General features: G+C 56.4%; 13 protein-coding genes and 1 riboswitch. Of the genes, 3 read left to right on the top strand and 10 right to left on the bottom strand.

The window, feature by feature from the left end:
* Positions 1 to 239: 239 nt before the first annotated feature.
* Both murI and btuB read right to left on the bottom strand, forming a co-directional pair.
* Positions 240 to 1,091 carry a glutamate racemase gene (murI, locus tag BBB56_RS17565; RefSeq protein WP_123802231.1) on the bottom strand — a complete coding sequence of 284 codons (852 nt, stop codon included), beginning with the start codon at positions 1,089 to 1,091 and terminating at the stop codon, positions 240 to 242.
* Positions 1,036 to 2,916 carry a TonB-dependent vitamin B12 receptor BtuB gene (gene btuB / locus BBB56_RS17560; protein WP_123802230.1) on the bottom strand — a complete coding sequence of 627 codons (1,881 nt, stop codon included), beginning with the start codon at positions 2,914 to 2,916 and terminating at the stop codon, positions 1,036 to 1,038. Before btuB ends, murI begins: the two co-directional genes overlap by 56 nt.
* A 70-nt stretch (positions 2,917 to 2,986) precedes the next feature.
* A riboswitch (cobalamin riboswitch) is annotated at positions 2,987 to 3,167 on the bottom strand.
* Positions 3,168 to 3,279: 112 nt separating this feature from the next.
* Here btuB and trmA point away from each other — a divergent pair.
* Positions 3,280 to 4,386, top strand: a complete 1,107-nt coding sequence (gene trmA, locus BBB56_RS17555; protein ID WP_123802229.1) for a tRNA (uridine(54)-C5)-methyltransferase TrmA — start codon at positions 3,280 to 3,282, stop codon at positions 4,384 to 4,386.
* A gap of 242 nt (positions 4,387 to 4,628) precedes the next feature.
* On the opposite strand, the gene BBB56_RS17550 is transcribed toward trmA, so the two are convergent.
* Positions 4,629 to 4,985 carry a YijD family membrane protein gene (locus tag BBB56_RS17550; protein WP_123802228.1) on the bottom strand — a complete coding sequence of 119 codons (357 nt, stop codon included), beginning with the start codon at positions 4,983 to 4,985 and terminating at the stop codon, positions 4,629 to 4,631.
* 17 nt (positions 4,986 to 5,002) lie between these two features.
* Entirely contained in the window at positions 5,003 to 5,647 is a 645-nt protein-coding gene (fabR, locus tag BBB56_RS17545; protein WP_033755575.1) for an HTH-type transcriptional repressor FabR, read from the bottom strand.
* Positions 5,648 to 5,840: 193 nt separating this feature from the next.
* Here fabR and sthA point away from each other — a divergent pair, with 193 nt between their 5' ends.
* Positions 5,841 to 7,241, top strand: coding sequence for a Si-specific NAD(P)(+) transhydrogenase (gene sthA, locus BBB56_RS17540; RefSeq protein WP_123802227.1), 1,401 nt, complete (start codon positions 5,841 to 5,843; stop codon positions 7,239 to 7,241).
* On the opposite strand, the gene oxyR is transcribed toward sthA, so the two are convergent.
* Positions 7,224 to 8,141: a DNA-binding transcriptional regulator OxyR gene (oxyR, locus tag BBB56_RS17535; protein WP_123802226.1), complete on the bottom strand. Its 918-nt coding sequence runs from the start codon at positions 8,139 to 8,141 to the stop codon at positions 7,224 to 7,226. The two genes, sthA and oxyR, sit on opposite strands and share 18 nt — an antisense overlap.
* Before the next feature lie 126 nt (positions 8,142 to 8,267).
* On the opposite strand from oxyR, the gene BBB56_RS17530 reads away from it, so the two are divergent.
* The gene (locus BBB56_RS17530) at positions 8,268 to 9,002 is read left to right on the top strand and encodes a glutathione peroxidase (protein WP_123802225.1); all 735 of its coding nucleotides are present in this window, start codon (positions 8,268 to 8,270) and stop codon (positions 9,000 to 9,002) included.
* Between the two features lie 427 nt (positions 9,003 to 9,429).
* Here BBB56_RS17530 and BBB56_RS17525 read toward each other — a convergent pair whose 3' ends face one another.
* From BBB56_RS17525 to argB, 5 genes are all read right to left on the bottom strand, one after another.
* Positions 9,430 to 9,765: a hypothetical protein gene (locus tag BBB56_RS17525; protein ID WP_123802224.1), complete on the bottom strand. Its 336-nt coding sequence runs from the start codon at positions 9,763 to 9,765 to the stop codon at positions 9,430 to 9,432.
* Between the two features lie 51 nt (positions 9,766 to 9,816).
* Positions 9,817 to 10,149 carry a colicin V synthesis protein gene (locus BBB56_RS17520; protein ID WP_123802223.1) on the bottom strand — a complete coding sequence of 111 codons (333 nt, stop codon included), beginning with the start codon at positions 10,147 to 10,149 and terminating at the stop codon, positions 9,817 to 9,819.
* 304 nt (positions 10,150 to 10,453) lie between these two features.
* A complete protein-coding gene (gene argH, locus BBB56_RS17515) occupies positions 10,454 to 11,827 on the bottom strand; it encodes an argininosuccinate lyase (protein WP_123802222.1) in 1,374 nt (457 codons plus the stop codon).
* Positions 11,828 to 11,914: 87 nt separating this feature from the next.
* Positions 11,915 to 13,132: an argininosuccinate synthase gene (locus BBB56_RS17510; RefSeq protein WP_123802221.1), complete on the bottom strand. Its 1,218-nt coding sequence runs from the start codon at positions 13,130 to 13,132 to the stop codon at positions 11,915 to 11,917.
* A gap of 25 nt (positions 13,133 to 13,157) precedes the next feature.
* Complete coding sequence (gene argB / locus BBB56_RS17505) at positions 13,158 to 13,934, bottom strand: acetylglutamate kinase (RefSeq protein WP_123802220.1); 777 nt, start codon at positions 13,932 to 13,934, stop codon at positions 13,158 to 13,160.

Raw genomic sequence — 13,934 nt, 5'->3', positions numbered from 1 at the left:
AAAGAGCATGCCGCGATTATTCAGCGGCGCGGGCTGCGTATATTACGCTTTCCGCTTTATCAGTCAAGCATTTATTTTTGCTTTCCTGACGATTCGAACCTTGTCGAATCTCACTTAACACCGCATTCCGTAAGCCGTTGTGCCGTGTCAGTGGAGGCGCATTATAGGGAGTTCTTTTCCGCTGACAAGCGCTAATTTCAAATTAATTTCTGAGTGTCGTTTTTTTCAGCAAAACCACCCTAAACTGCCACTTTTTCCAGCGACGGGAAGCCATAACGCTGTAAAACCGGCGATAATTGCAGCGCTTCGCTGTTTAACTCAGTACAAAACGCACAGTTAGCCTGCGAAGACTGTACTCTGGGCGCCTCATGCTCAAGCAGCCAGGCCGTCCTGCGCGCTATCGCCGCCCCCGAATCGATCAACCGCGTCCCCTCAGGCAGAACCTGCTGCAACTCGTCGCGCAGTAAAGGAAAGTGCGTGCAGCCCAGCACCACCGTATCCGGCGGCTCGGCCATCCGCAGCCAGGGCAGCACAATGCGCCGCACATCCTCTAAGGCAATGGCCTCGCCATGCAGTTTCTGCTCGGCCAGCTCGACCAGCTCTGCCGAGCCGAGCATAGCGATGCGGCAAGAGGTGGCGAACTGGGCCACCAGCTCGTGGGTATATGGACGGCGTACCGTCGCGCGCGTCGCCAGCAGGCCTACCACGCCGTTACGCGTCAGTCGCGCCGCAGGTTTAATTGCCGGCACTACCCCCACGACAGGGAAGTCGAAGCGCGCGCGCAGCGCTGGTAAAGACACCGTGCTGGCGGTATTACAGGCGATGATGCAGAGAGAAAGCGGATGACGGCTGGCAATCGCGCCGACGATCTCGACGACGCGATCGACGATAAAGGCTTCCGTCTTTTCACCGTAGGGAAAGCCGGCATTATCAAACGCGTAGAGATAGTGCAGGTCCGGCAGGAGCTGCCGGACCTCATCATAGACAGATAGCCCGCCCACGCCGGAGTCAAAAACCAGCACGGTGGGGCGCAGATTAGAAGCTGTAGCTGGCGCTGAGGTAATACTCCGTTCCTGGAGTCTGATAGCCATACGCTGTCTCGTAGTCTTTATCAAACAGGTTGGCAATTCTACCACGAACCGTCAGCTGAGATGTGACCGGATACGATACCGCGAGATCCCACAGGCTCACCCCGCCCAGTTTTACGCGGCGAGTCGGGTAGCTGTTGTAGTCAGTATCATAGCGGTCCCCCAGATAGTGCCAGGTTACCGACCAGTCGAGTTCATACAGAGTCCAGTCGAGCTGATACTTAACCTGCTGTTTTGCACGGCGCACCAGCTGTTGATCGGTCTCCCCATCGCGCGCGTCGACATAATCATAAGAGACCTGATGACTCAGCGGACCGGTATCGAATGAAGCGGTTGCCTCTACGCCTTTGATACGCGCCTTGCTGATATTAAAGTAGCGATAGGTCTGCGGATCGCTGTCAATCAGGTTGTCAATGTCATTGCGATAACCAGAGACGCGCCAGCTTACGGGTCCGGTTAAGCCGTCAAAGCCCCCTTCCCACTGCTTACTCTTTTCTGGATCGAGGTCCGGGTTGCCATAGTTCGCGCTGTACACCTGAGACAGGTTCGGCGCTTTAAAGGCCGTGCCGTAGGAAGCGAAAACATGATAGCCAGAAGTAAATTCCCATGACGCCGCAGTCTGCCAGGTATTATGCCAGCCGAACTGGTTATTATCGTCGCCGCGCACCGCGCCTTCTAAGGTGACGCTGCCTAGCTGCTGCTGCCCGGTGAGATAGATGCCGGTATTGCGCTGCTCATAGCCGTCCGCCAGATAATTAGTGCCTGGTTCGGTGGTCTCTTTTTGCCAGTCGACCCCGCCGCTGATCGTGCCCTGCCCAGCCTGGAGGGTGTTGCCCCATTGCAGGTTGTACTGGGTGATGTCATCAAAGGTGGAAGCCGCGCCATAAAGGCCGTTGCGCGGATCATAGTTAATATCTTTGGTGCGGCCATAGCTGGCGATCAGCTGCGTCGAATAGATGCCACGGTTGAAGCGCAGGCCGGTATCCCACGTCTGGCTATAGAGTTGACGCGTATCTGCCAGACCCACAATACGGGTATAGCTGTCATCATAGCTATAAGAGCCGTCATAGGCTGTGCGGTTATCAAAGCCGTAGCCGCGCACGAATCCGCTTAGCTCATCGCTGAACTGATGTTCCAGATTGCCGTACAGGGTTTTGCTCATAAAGCCGTCCCGATCAGGCTGCGCCGGACCATAATCATTGGGATAGCCTGCGCCCACGTCGAAGCCGCGCGTATAGGTATAGTTACCGGCCAGCGTGAGCGTTGTCGCGTCGCCCAGCCTTTGCTGCGTGGAACCGTCGTAAGACTGATAGCCTTTCGAGCCGATGCCCGCTGTGAGCGTTGTGCCCGGCTGCGCCCGTCCGGTGATGATATTGACCACGCCGCCAATCGCATCCGAGCCATAAACCGCCGAGCGCGCGCCGCGGATATATTCGATACGCTGCACCAGCGAAAGCGGGATCTGGCTGAGATCGGAGGATCCAGAAATGCCCGCCTGATTAAGGCGAATACCGTCAATCAGAATCAAAACGTGGCTGGAGTTGGTGCCGCGAATAAACAGCGAGCTGCTCTGCCCCAGGCCGCCATTCTGCGCCACATCGACGCCAGGCAGGCGGCGCATCACATCGGTCAGGCTTTTCGCCTGCCAACGGTCAATCTGGTCGCGGGTCACAACGGTGGCAGGCGCCAGCACCGATGAGACCGGCTGGGCGAAGCGGTTAGCGGTGACAACTTGCGTATCATCATTATTCTGAGCGAAACCCGGTTGCGCCCAGAGAGCAAGCGCCGTTGCGCTAAGCGCCAACAGCGAAGCGGAGTCTATTTTCATTTTTATCAGCATCCAAAAGACGAAGCAGGATGCCGCAGGCATACGATCGATAGCACGCGATGATCGTACGAGTTGCGACGTCACACCGGCAGGTCTTCGGGCTGGGAACCATAAATGACGAAGACTTCCCATCCGGATGGACAGTGTCTGCAAGGCGATCGCCACGACATTCCTTACCGCTGCGCGTCAGCTCCAGATTTGCACTGGATTCCCTGTTAGCTCAAGGCTGAGACCGGCGCAGGCAGTCTACAGGAGTCATAACGGATGTCCAGATAGCCATACCTGCCGATGCGCGCGGGACTGGACATCGCGAGGTGAATGCCTACAATCGCCCGGCAAGTTTGCTATTAACCAGGATTGATCATGACACCCGAACATCTCCCGACCGAACAGTATGACGCGCAACTGGCCGAGAAAGTCAGCCGTTTACAGACGATGATGACGCCGTTCGCCGCGCCTGACGTGGAGGTGTTTCGTTCGCCGGTCAGCCACTACCGCATGCGCGCGGAATTTCGTCTCTGGCACGACGGTGACGATCTTTATCACATCATCTTCGATCAGGAGACGCGCCAGCGTATTCGGGTTGATCGCTTCCCTGCCGCCAGCGAACTGATCAACGCGCTGATGCCGAAAATGATCGACGCCATCCGCGATAACCGCGTGCTGCGCCATAAGCTGTTCCAGATCGATTATCTCTCGACGATGAGCAACGAGATTGTTATCTCGCAGCTTTACCATCGCAAACTGGAGGCGGACTGGACGGAAGCGGCAGGCGCATTACGCGACGCGCTGCGCGCCCAGGGCTATGCGGTGCAGCTGATTGGCCGCGCCACCAAAACCAAAATCTGCCTCGATCGGGACTTTATCGACGAGCGCCTGCCGGTGGCGGGCCGCGAGATGATTTATCGCCAGGTTGAGAACAGCTTTACCCAGCCCAACGCGGCGATGAATATTCAGATGCTGGAGTGGGCGCTGGACGTGACGAAAGGCGCGCGCGGCGATCTGCTGGAGCTTTACTGCGGCAACGGCAACTTTTCGCTGGCGCTGGCGCGTAACTTCCGCCGCGTACTGGCGACGGAAATCGCCAAACCATCCGTAGCGGCAGCTCAGTTCAATATCGAGGCTAACCAGATCGATAACGTGCAGATCATCCGCATGGCGGCGGAAGAGTTTACCCAGGCGATGAACGGCGTGCGCAGCTTTAACCGTCTACAGGGCATCGATCTGAAGAGCTATGAGTGTGAAACCATTTTTGTCGATCCCCCGCGCAGCGGGCTGGATGATGAGACGGTGAAGATGGTGCAGGCCTATCCGCGCATCCTTTATATCTCCTGTAATCCTGAGACGCTGTGCCAGAACCTGCTAACGCTGGCGCAGACGCATGACGTATCTCGTCTGGCCCTGTTCGATCAGTTCCCCTACACGCACCATATGGAGTGCGGCGTGTGGCTGACGCGGAAAGCTAACTAACCAGCAGCGCAGCGTCGGCTGCTGTCAGGTGATACGCAGGCGGCGCGGTCCGATCGCAACATTGCTCAATGCCTCGCTGCTCGCCTGACCCCACGCAAAGACGCGCCCCGTCGCTGAGGCGCGTCCGCAGAGAGACCCGCGCGCTGCGCCACGCAAAAACGCGCTGGCGCTAATGTCGCTGGCCTGGACGCTTTGCTCCTCGCGCCCTGAGGCGTTAGCCTCTTCAGCGACCGCGCTTTCCCTTAATCGTTGTTTTTACGACGCTTAATCTTCAGGCCAATCCAGAATACCAGCGCCACCATCAGCAGCGTCGGAATAAAGTTAGAGCCAATATCCGGATACTCGGCACGCACCAGCGCGCTATACACCAGGATCCCCAGCAGGAAAAACGCGGCGGCCAAACCTGGCATGCCATCCGGCATGTTGCGGTTGAGATAACGCTGGTGCAGGCTCCAGACCGCCAGGCCCAGCGCGATGATCGGGAAGATGGAGAAGGGCACAAAGGTGCTGAACAGCACAGAAAATGAGCCGTTAATCGCCAGGCCAGTAATAAAAGCCAGCAGCAGCGTGCCTCTGTCGCGCGATGTCGGTTGTGTCATAGCATTATCCTTATCGTTTACTCTTCGGGTTTTTCCAGGGTAACCGCCAGACGTTCCTGCTCGCGGCGATACCAGTAATAAGCACCTTTGGCAATCATACGCAGCTGTAATACCAGACGATCTTCCAGCTTGCGACGTTGCTCAATATCCACGTCCAGCGCTTCCGCGCCTGCGCTGAATACAATGGTGACCATCGCTTCTGCCTGCGCCTCGGTAAAGCTGCGCGGCATGCGATTTTCGACTTCAAGGTAGTCGGCCAGTTCGGCGATAAAGTGCTGGATTTCACGCGCGACGGCGGCGCGGAACGCCGCGGAGGTGCCGGAGCGCTCACGCAGCAGCAGCCGAAAGGCGTTGGGATTGTTGCCGATGAACTCCATAAAGGTAGAGACCGACGTTTTGATAATGCTGCCGCCCTTGGCGATACGCTGGCGCGCCTGGCGCATTAGCTGGCGCAGCATCAGTCCGCTCTCATCGACCATGGTCAGACCGAGTTCATCAACATCTTTAAAATGGCGATAAAAAGAGGTGGGCGCGATACCGGCTTCCCTGGCGACCTCGCGCAAACTCAAACTGGCAAAACTGCGTTCAGCGCTGAGCTGGCTAAATGCCGCCTCGATCAGCGTACGCCTTGTACGTTCCTTCTGTTGCGCTCTGACGCCCATTCTCTCTGCCTTGTGACAAGTTGAAGAGGCACTATAACAAACTTTTCAGCGTACATAAGGGCAAAGTTTGTGACTGCCTGTGAACCTCACGCTTTGCCAAAATGGCGGGAATTTCACTGTTAGAATGTAGATGTGCGCGGCGAGATGTTAGAATCTCGTTGTAAAAATGTATAGAAACATAGGACGTACTGGTATGCAAAAGTCTTACGATTACGATGCCATCGTGATTGGCTCCGGTCCTGGAGGTGAAGGTGCAGCCATGGGCCTGGTGAAACAGGGAGCGCGCATCGCAGTGATCGAACGCTACCACAACATCGGCGGCGGTTGTACACACTGGGGTACCATCCCTTCCAAAGCGCTTCGCCATGCAGTCAGTCGCATCATCGAATTTAACCAAAACCCGCTTTACAGCGACCACACTCGCCTTCTGCGCTCTTCATTCGCTGACATTCTTAACCACACGGAAAACGTGATTAGCCAGCAGACCGCGATGCGTCAGGGGTTTTACGAGCGCAACCGCTGCGAGCTGTTTCAGGGCAACGCGCATTTTGTCGACGCCAATACCATCGAAGTTGAGCACTATGACGGCACGCGCGAGCAGCTGACGGCAGAGAAATTCGTTATCGCCTGCGGCTCGCGTCCCTATCATCCGGCTGACGTCGATTTTACCCATCCTCGCATTTATGACTCCGACTCTATCCTTAACCTGCATCACGAACCGGGCCACGTCATTATCTATGGCGCGGGCGTTATCGGCTGCGAGTACGCGTCGATTTTTCGTGGGCTGAACGTCAAGGTCGATCTGATCAACACCCGTGACCGCCTGCTGGCGTTTCTCGATCAGGAGATGTCGGACTCGCTCTCTTACCACTTCTGGAACAGCGGCGTGGTGATTCGTCACAACGAAGAGTTCGAGAAGATAGAAGGCGTCGAGGACGGCGTCATTATGCACCTGAAGTCGGGCAAAAAGGTCAAAGCCGACTGCCTGCTCTATGCAAATGGCCGAACCGGCAACACCGATTCGCTGGCGCTGGAGAATGTTGGGCTGGAAGCGGACGGCCGCGGTTTGCTGAAGGTAAACAGCATGTATCAGACCGCGCAGCCGCACATCTATGCGGTCGGCGACGTGATCGGCTATCCGAGCCTGGCCTCAGCCGCTTACGATCAGGGGCGCATCGCCGCACAGGCGATTATTAAAGGCGAAGCCAGCGCGCATCTGGTGGAAGATATTCCGACCGGTATCTATACCATTCCGGAAATCAGCTCGGTGGGGAAAACCGAACAGCAGCTGACGGCGATGAAGGTGCCTTACGAAGTGGGCCGCGCGCAGTTTAAGCATCTGGCGCGCGCGCAGATTGTCGGTATGAACGTGGGCAGTCTGAAGATTCTGTTTCATCGCGAAACCAAAGAGATCCTCGGCATTCACTGCTTTGGCGAGCGCGCGGCGGAGATCATTCACATCGGCCAGGCGATTATGGAGCAGAAAAACGGTGGCAATACCATTGAGTACTTCGTCAATACCACCTTTAACTACCCCACTATGGCCGAAGCCTATCGCGTGGCCGCGCTGAACGGCTTAAACCGCCTGTTTTAACGTGGTGTCGAGATAGCCCTGCATGTGCGTGCGAATCGCTTCTGCCAGCTGCTCATAGCGGCTGCGCAGAGGCGAGCCGGGACGATAAACCAGTGCGATAGTGCGCTGCGGCACAGGCTTATAGCACGGCAGGTAGCACACGCCGTCGCGCACGCGCTGCTGCGGCACCGCCAGCGCCGGCAGCAGCGTGATGCCGCTTCCCGCCGCGACCATATTGCGCAGCGTTTCAAGGCTGGTGGCGCGGAAGTGAGTATCTTCGTCAGCGCCGGCTTCAAAGCAGAAACCCATCGCCTGATCGCGCAGACAGTGGCCGTCTTCCAGCATCAGCAGCTTTTCACCCGCCAGATCGGACATCGGCACGCGATCGCGATCGTGCCACGGATGATCCTGGTAGATCGCCAGCTTCATCGGCTCGTCGAACAGCGGAACCTCAATAAAGGCTTCACTCTCTTTAACCAGCGCCAGAATCGCGCAGTCTAGCTTGCCGCTGTCGAGCTGCGCCAGCAGCTGCTGCGTCTGGGCTTCGTGCAGATACATCTCAAGCTTGGGAAAGGTCTGGTGCAGCATGGGAATAATGTGCGGCAGCAGATAGGGACCGGTAGTCGGGATCAGGCCAATGTGCAGCGGACCGGACATGGCTTCGCCCTGCTGGCTCGCCATCTCTTTTAAGACTTTCACTTCCCGCAGCACGGTGCGCGCCTGATCGACCAGCAGCATACCCGCCTGGGTGAACAACACTTTACGGCTGGTTCGCTCCAGCAGCATCACGCCCAGCTCATCTTCCAGCTTGCGGATCTGTCCGCTTAGCGTCGGCTGGCTGACGTGGCATGCATCCGCCGCGCGGCGGAAATGGCGATGCTCGGCAAGCGAAACCAGATATTCAAGATCGCGAATGTTCATTGTAATCCTCCAGACCACGATAGCCCGTGGCGATAGATAGGATAGCAACGAACGATTAGCCCTATCAAGCGGTGATGAGAATAATGCACGCAACAAATTCAGGCGATTCGCGCGTAAGGAGAAAATATGTTTGCCACTCAGGAAGGTAAGCCTGTCCCACAGGTCATTTTTCACACGCGTCAGGGCGATCGCTGGGTCGATGTGACCACCGAAGAACTGTTTAAAGACAAAACGGTTATCGTTTTCTCGCTGCCGGGCGCGTTTACGCCCACCTGCTCATCGAGTCATCTGCCACGTTACAACGAGCTTTACAGCGTATTTGCGCAGCACGGCGTGGACACTATTCTCTGCGTATCGGTTAACGACACCTTTGTCATGAATGCCTGGAAAGCCGAGCAGCGCGCGGAAAACATCACCTTTATTCCAGACGGCAACGGCGACTTTACGCGCGGTATGGAGATGCTGGTCGAAAAAGCCGATCTCGGCTTCGGCGCGCGCTCATGGCGTTACTCCATGCTGGTGCGCGACGGCGTGATTGAAAAGATGTTTGTAGAACCCAATAAGCCGGGCGATCCCTTTGAGGTTTCTGACGCAGACACGCTGCTGCGCTATCTGGCGCCCGAATTCAAAGTTCAGGAGTCCGTTTCGCTGTTTACCAAACCGGGCTGCCCGTTTTGCACAAAAGCCAAACAGATGCTGATCGATAACCACATGCCTTTTGAAGAGATTGTGCTGGGTCAGGACGCCACCACCGTTAGTCTGCGCGCCGTATCCGGTCGCGCCACGGTGCCCCAGGTATTTATCGGCGGTCGCCATATTGGCGGCAGCGACGATCTGGAGCAGTACCTGCTTTCAGCGTAAAAGAATCACTGTGTCAGCCGGAGCGCTGGCCCTCTGATGATGTGCCTATAAAAATAGTTATTAAATTCCGAAGCTAGAGGTTAGCGGGCAATTATTGCCCGCCTTTTTTTGCCTGTTATTCAGGGAAGAGACGCTGCCGCCTGATACTGATTTGCTCTCTGCTTGCTTAAAGACCGTCACGCCACGTCTTTAAAATGCAGTCTCTGCGCTTAACCTCTTTACTCCACTAACCCCGCGCAGTACAGGTTATAGCGGGACTCTTTGACATCCCTTCGCCCGAACAACATCATGAGTGACAAAAAAGGCATAGTGTCTGAGAACGTCAAAAGGTACTGAGCAGCAAATGTTCTCTATAAAAAGATTAGCGGGCAATAACTGCCCGCTGTTTACATCTATAAAAGGCCCGTTTTAACAGGGCAAAAGAAGGTTACGACTGATAGCCAGGCAGGCCTTTCATAACATCAACGATTAGCGTTTCTCCAAGAGCCAGCGTCGCATCCCAGCCGAGGTAAGGAGTATAAACAGCGCCTGCCACTGCACCAACCACCGCTCCGCCAATCATACCAACCAGCGCCGTAATTCCGCCGCCGATACCAATCAGATCCCAGTTATGTGAGCCACGTCCGCCTAAAATGGCAACTGTCCATGAACCCCCTACGGCTCCAAGAATTGCACAACCGATGGCTTCGCCAATATTAGCCAGCATGTTATCCCCGTAAGCACCGGAAACAGAGGTTATTTCCAGACAAGTTAATTCGCGCATAGTTGATCACCTGTTTATTTATAAAAGAATAGAGAATTTTGATTCTGACGTTTACTGGATTCCGCCAGAAACAAGCAGATCTACAAACTGATTAACCAGCGGCATACAGTAAGAAAGCGAAACTATACTTCCTCCGACTAAGCCGCCGATACCGCCGATTATCCCGCCGCCGGCCGCTCCCACCAGCTGACCAATAGCCTGCAAGCCCAACACGCCCATTGCATCGCCACCGTGGAGATAACCAATCGTGCCACCGCCAATAGCGCCAGCGACAGTGCAGATAACTGCGCTCGCCAGATGATCGCCAATAAAAAGTGCAGCATTGTACAAGTTAAATTCAGCGCCTGAAACACCTGAAATTTCAGGAATGGTTAATTCGCGCATAAGCCCTCCTGGCTCAAAAAAAGTTATTATTGATACACGCTCGCGAGCGTGCCCATTTACAGGCTAAGTAGAAACATTTAATTAATGAATAGCAAAAAATCTAAAAAATAAAGCAGGTATGTTTTTTTGAGAATCCGAACAAATACAACTTATTTTTTACAGGTGAATTTATACGAAATTTTTTTATGCGGTGTTTTTTTGGACGCTTATGAAAAAAACGAGATGGGAATAAAAAAGCAGCAGCAGAAGATTATTATAAAAAGACCTGACAAAGCGCGAGCTTTGCCAGGCATAAGGCAAATGATTATGAAAGACGCTTTTTCGCTTCCTCAATGGCAAAGGCCACCTGCTGTGGCGCGACGCCGCCTTTCGCGTTACGTTTTTCCAGACAGGACTGAAGCGCCAGTACCGGATAGACATCCTCTTCAATCGCCGGGCTGAAGGCTTTAAGCTGCGCCAGCGACAGCGCTTCCAGCGCCACGCCCTGGTTAATCGCCTCGACGACCGCTTCACCTACGATATGATGCGCCTCGCGGAACGGTACGCCTTTCGCTACCAGATAGTCAGCCAGCTCGGTTGAATTCGCATAGCCCTGCTCGGCGGCTTCCTGGCAGCGCGGACGTTTTACCTGAATGCCGTCCAGCACCAGCGCAGACATGTGCAGGCAGTCCAGCCAGGTATCGAGCGCGTCGAACAGTCCCTCTTTGTCTTCCTGCATATCTTTGTTGTAGGCCAGCGGCAGGCCCTTCAGCGTCATCATCATGCCGGTCAGCGCGCCCTGCACGCGGCCGCACTTGCCGCGGATCAGCTCCAGCGCATCCGGGTTTTTCTTTTGCGGCATCAGCGACGAGCCAGAGGTGACCTTATCGGAAAGCTCGACGAAACCCGCCTCGCCGGTATTGAAGAAGATCAGGTCTTCCGCAAAGCGCGACAGGTGTACCATGCCGATAGAGGCATCAGCCAGCAACTCCAGCACATGATCGCGATCGGATACGGTATCCAGACTGTTGCGCGTCGCGGAGGCGAAGCCCAGCCAGCCCGCCAGTTGCTCACGATCGATCGCATAGGCGGTGCCCGCCAGCGCGCCGCAGCCGAGCGGACTGACGTCGAGACGCTTCAGCGTATCCTGCAAACGGCTTTCATCACGCGCCAGCATCTCCACATAGGCCAGGCACCAGTGGGCAAAGGTCACCGGCTGCGCGCGCTGCAAGTGGGTATAGCCAGGCATGACCGCGTCCTGGTTCGCCTCGGCGGTGCTCGCCAGCGCCTGCTGTAGCGCACGCGTCGCGCCCAGCAGCGCCTCAACCTGCATTTTGCACCAGAGTTTCAGATCGGTGGCGACCTGATCGTTACGGCTGCGGCCGGTATGCAACTTTTTACCCAGCGCGCCAACCTTCTCAATCAGCTGACCTTCCACCCAGCTGTGAATATCTTCGGCATCGCTTTGCAGGATCTGCTCAGGATCCGCCTGTACCTCTGCCAGCAGCGCATTCAGGGCCTGTTCCAGCTGCTGCTGCTCATCGTCGCTCAGCACCCTGACCGTGACCAGCGCTTTGGACCAGGCGATAGAGCCGATAATATCCTGCTCCGCCAGACGATAGTCAAAGCGCAGCGAGTCGTTGAACTGTTTGAAACGTTGATCTGCTGCCTGGGTAAAACGCCCGCCCCAAAGTGCCATAGGAAACTCCTTTAATGCTGTAAACAAAAGGCGGCCCGAAGCCGCCTCTGCGAAATCTGGTGGGCGAGGCTGCTGCCTCGCCGGGAATTACTTCTTCTGCTCGTTCAGCGCGCGGATGCGCGATGAGAGCGAGAACAGACGGATAAAGCCGCCCGCGTGACGGTGATCGTAAACCTCGTCCTCGCCAAAGGTCGCGAACTCTTCGGAGTAGAGGCTGTTAGACGAGCTTTTCTGAATCGCCGTGGCCTGACCTTTGTAGAGTTGCAGCACCACTTCGCCGTTGACCTCTTCGGCCAGCGATTCCGCCGCCGCCTGGATAGACTTACGCAGCGGCGCGAACCAGCGGCCGTCGTATACCACGTAAGACATCTCATGGCCCAGCTGCTCGCGCCATTTAAAGCTGTCGCGATCCAGTACCAGCTGCTCAACCGCGCGCAGCGCGTTAACCATAATGGTGCCGCCAGGGGTTTCGTAGCAGCCGCGCGACTTGATGCCGACCAGACGGTTCTCTACGATGTCAATACGTCCTACGCCATGCTTCGCGCCAATGGCGTTCAGCGCTTCCAGACACTGGAACGGGCTTAATCTTTCGCCGTTTACCGCGACGACGCGACCTTTTTCCACGGTCACGGTGACATTTTCCGGCTGATCCGGCGCGTCCTGCGGGTCTACGGTCCACACCCAGCAATCTTTGTTCGGCGCGTTAGACGGGCTTTCCAGCACGCCGCCTTCCGTAGAGATGTGCCACGCGTTTTCGTCGCGGCTGTAGATTTTTTCCAGCGACGCGGTGGTGGGAATATTGCGCTCTTTCAGATAGTCCAGCAGCGCTTCACGGGAACGCAGGTTCCACTCGCGCCACGGCGCCACCACTTTCAGCTGCGGCGCCAGCGCCGTGTAGGTGGTCTCGAAACGCACCTGATCGTTGCCTTTGCCGGTTGCGCCGTGGCACAGCGCGTCAGCGCCGACTTTCAGCGCCAGCTCAACCTGCGCTTTAGCGATAATCGGACGCGCCATCGAGGTGCCGAGCAGATAGGTGCCTTCATACAGCGCGCCGGTCTGTAATACCGGATAGACGTAGTCGCTGATGAACTCTTCACGCAGATCGACAACGTGACACTCCGACGCGCCGGACTGTAACGCTTTTTTCTCAACGCCTTCCAGATCGCTACGCTCCTGGCCGATGTCCGCCACGAACGCCACTACTTCACAGCCGCCGTAGTTCTCTTTCAGCCACGGAATAATGGCTGACGTATCCAGACCGCCGGAGTAAGCCAGTACGATTTTTTTGATGTTTTGCGTGCTCATTGTCGTCATCCTGAAATCTAAGTCGTTAAGCGAGAATGCGGGTGCCAATCGACACACCGTTAAACAGGTCGGGCAGCTGTTCCGCGTGACGCCAGCTGGCGATGTCCACCGGGCGGCCCAGGGTGCGCGCCGCGTCGAGCGCCGCGTGCACCTTTACAATCATGCCATCGGTAATAATGCCCTGCGCGATCAGCTGTTCCGCTTTGGCCGCGGTCATCTCAGCAATGCGCTGGCCTTTACCGTCGAGAATGCCGCTCACGTCAGAAAGCAGCACCAGATCCGCCCCCAGCGTCGCGGCCAGCGCGGTTGCGGCCTGATCGGCGTTGACGTTCATCAGTTCGCCCGCGTCGGTAATGCCGATAGAGCTAACGATCGGCATATAGCCTGCGCCCAGCAGCGTGTTCAACAGCGCCGGATCGCCCGGCTCGGCGTGACCCACGTGGCCCAGCTCTTCGTCGAACTGCGCCACTTTCACCAGATCGGCGTCGCCCAGGCTCAGGCCGACCGCCTTGATACCGTGCTTTTTCGCCCAGGCGAGCAGCGTTTTATTGGCGGTTCCCGCCAGCGCGCCGGTAATAATGTCAATCTGATCGGCTGGCGTAACGCGCAGGCCGTTTTTCTTCTTCACCGGCAACGACAGCTTTTTCATCAGCTCGTCAACCACGCAGCCGCCGCCGTGAACGATCATCAGCGGTCGCTGATGCGCGCTGCGCCAGGTCAGCAGCGCCTCAAACAGCCGTGCCAGCGCTTCTTCGCTGTCGAGCAGTACGCCGCCCAGTTTGATAATTAATGGAGTGGTCAT

It is taken from the genome of Candidatus Pantoea deserta (genome assembly GCF_003813865.1).
In the GTDB taxonomy this organism is placed as follows: domain Bacteria; phylum Pseudomonadota; class Gammaproteobacteria; order Enterobacterales; family Enterobacteriaceae; genus Pantoea; species Pantoea deserta.
This window is presented reverse-complemented; position numbering and strand designations above follow the sequence as displayed.

What these genes read in the sequence shown, in the direction of transcription:
- argB (WP_123802220.1), bottom strand. Translation starts at nt 13,934, where the DNA reads ATGACCACTCCATTAATTATCAAACTGGGCGGCGTACTGCTCGACAGC.
- BBB56_RS17550 (WP_123802228.1), bottom strand. Translation starts at nt 4,985, where the DNA reads ATGACACAACCGACATCGCGCGACAGAGGCACGCTGCTGCTGGCTTTT.
- BBB56_RS17510 (WP_123802221.1), bottom strand. Translation starts at nt 13,132, where the DNA reads ATGAGCACGCAAAACATCAAAAAAATCGTACTGGCTTACTCCGGCGGT.
- argH (WP_123802222.1), bottom strand. Translation starts at nt 11,827, where the DNA reads ATGGCACTTTGGGGCGGGCGTTTTACCCAGGCAGCAGATCAACGTTTC.
- BBB56_RS17520 (WP_123802223.1), bottom strand. Translation starts at nt 10,149, where the DNA reads ATGCGCGAATTAACCATTCCTGAAATTTCAGGTGTTTCAGGCGCTGAA.
- sthA (WP_123802227.1), top strand. Translation starts at nt 5,841, where the DNA reads ATGCAAAAGTCTTACGATTACGATGCCATCGTGATTGGCTCCGGTCCT.
- BBB56_RS17530 (WP_123802225.1), top strand. Translation starts at nt 8,268, where the DNA reads ATGTTTGCCACTCAGGAAGGTAAGCCTGTCCCACAGGTCATTTTTCAC.
- fabR (WP_033755575.1), bottom strand. Translation starts at nt 5,647, where the DNA reads ATGGGCGTCAGAGCGCAACAGAAGGAACGTACAAGGCGTACGCTGATC.
- murI (WP_123802231.1), bottom strand. Translation starts at nt 1,091, where the DNA reads ATGGCTATCAGACTCCAGGAACGGAGTATTACCTCAGCGCCAGCTACA.
- btuB (WP_123802230.1), bottom strand. Translation starts at nt 2,916, where the DNA reads ATGAAAATAGACTCCGCTTCGCTGTTGGCGCTTAGCGCAACGGCGCTT.
- BBB56_RS17525 (WP_123802224.1), bottom strand. Translation starts at nt 9,765, where the DNA reads ATGCGCGAATTAACTTGTCTGGAAATAACCTCTGTTTCCGGTGCTTAC.
- oxyR (WP_123802226.1), bottom strand. Translation starts at nt 8,141, where the DNA reads ATGAACATTCGCGATCTTGAATATCTGGTTTCGCTTGCCGAGCATCGC.
- trmA (WP_123802229.1), top strand. Translation starts at nt 3,280, where the DNA reads ATGACACCCGAACATCTCCCGACCGAACAGTATGACGCGCAACTGGCC.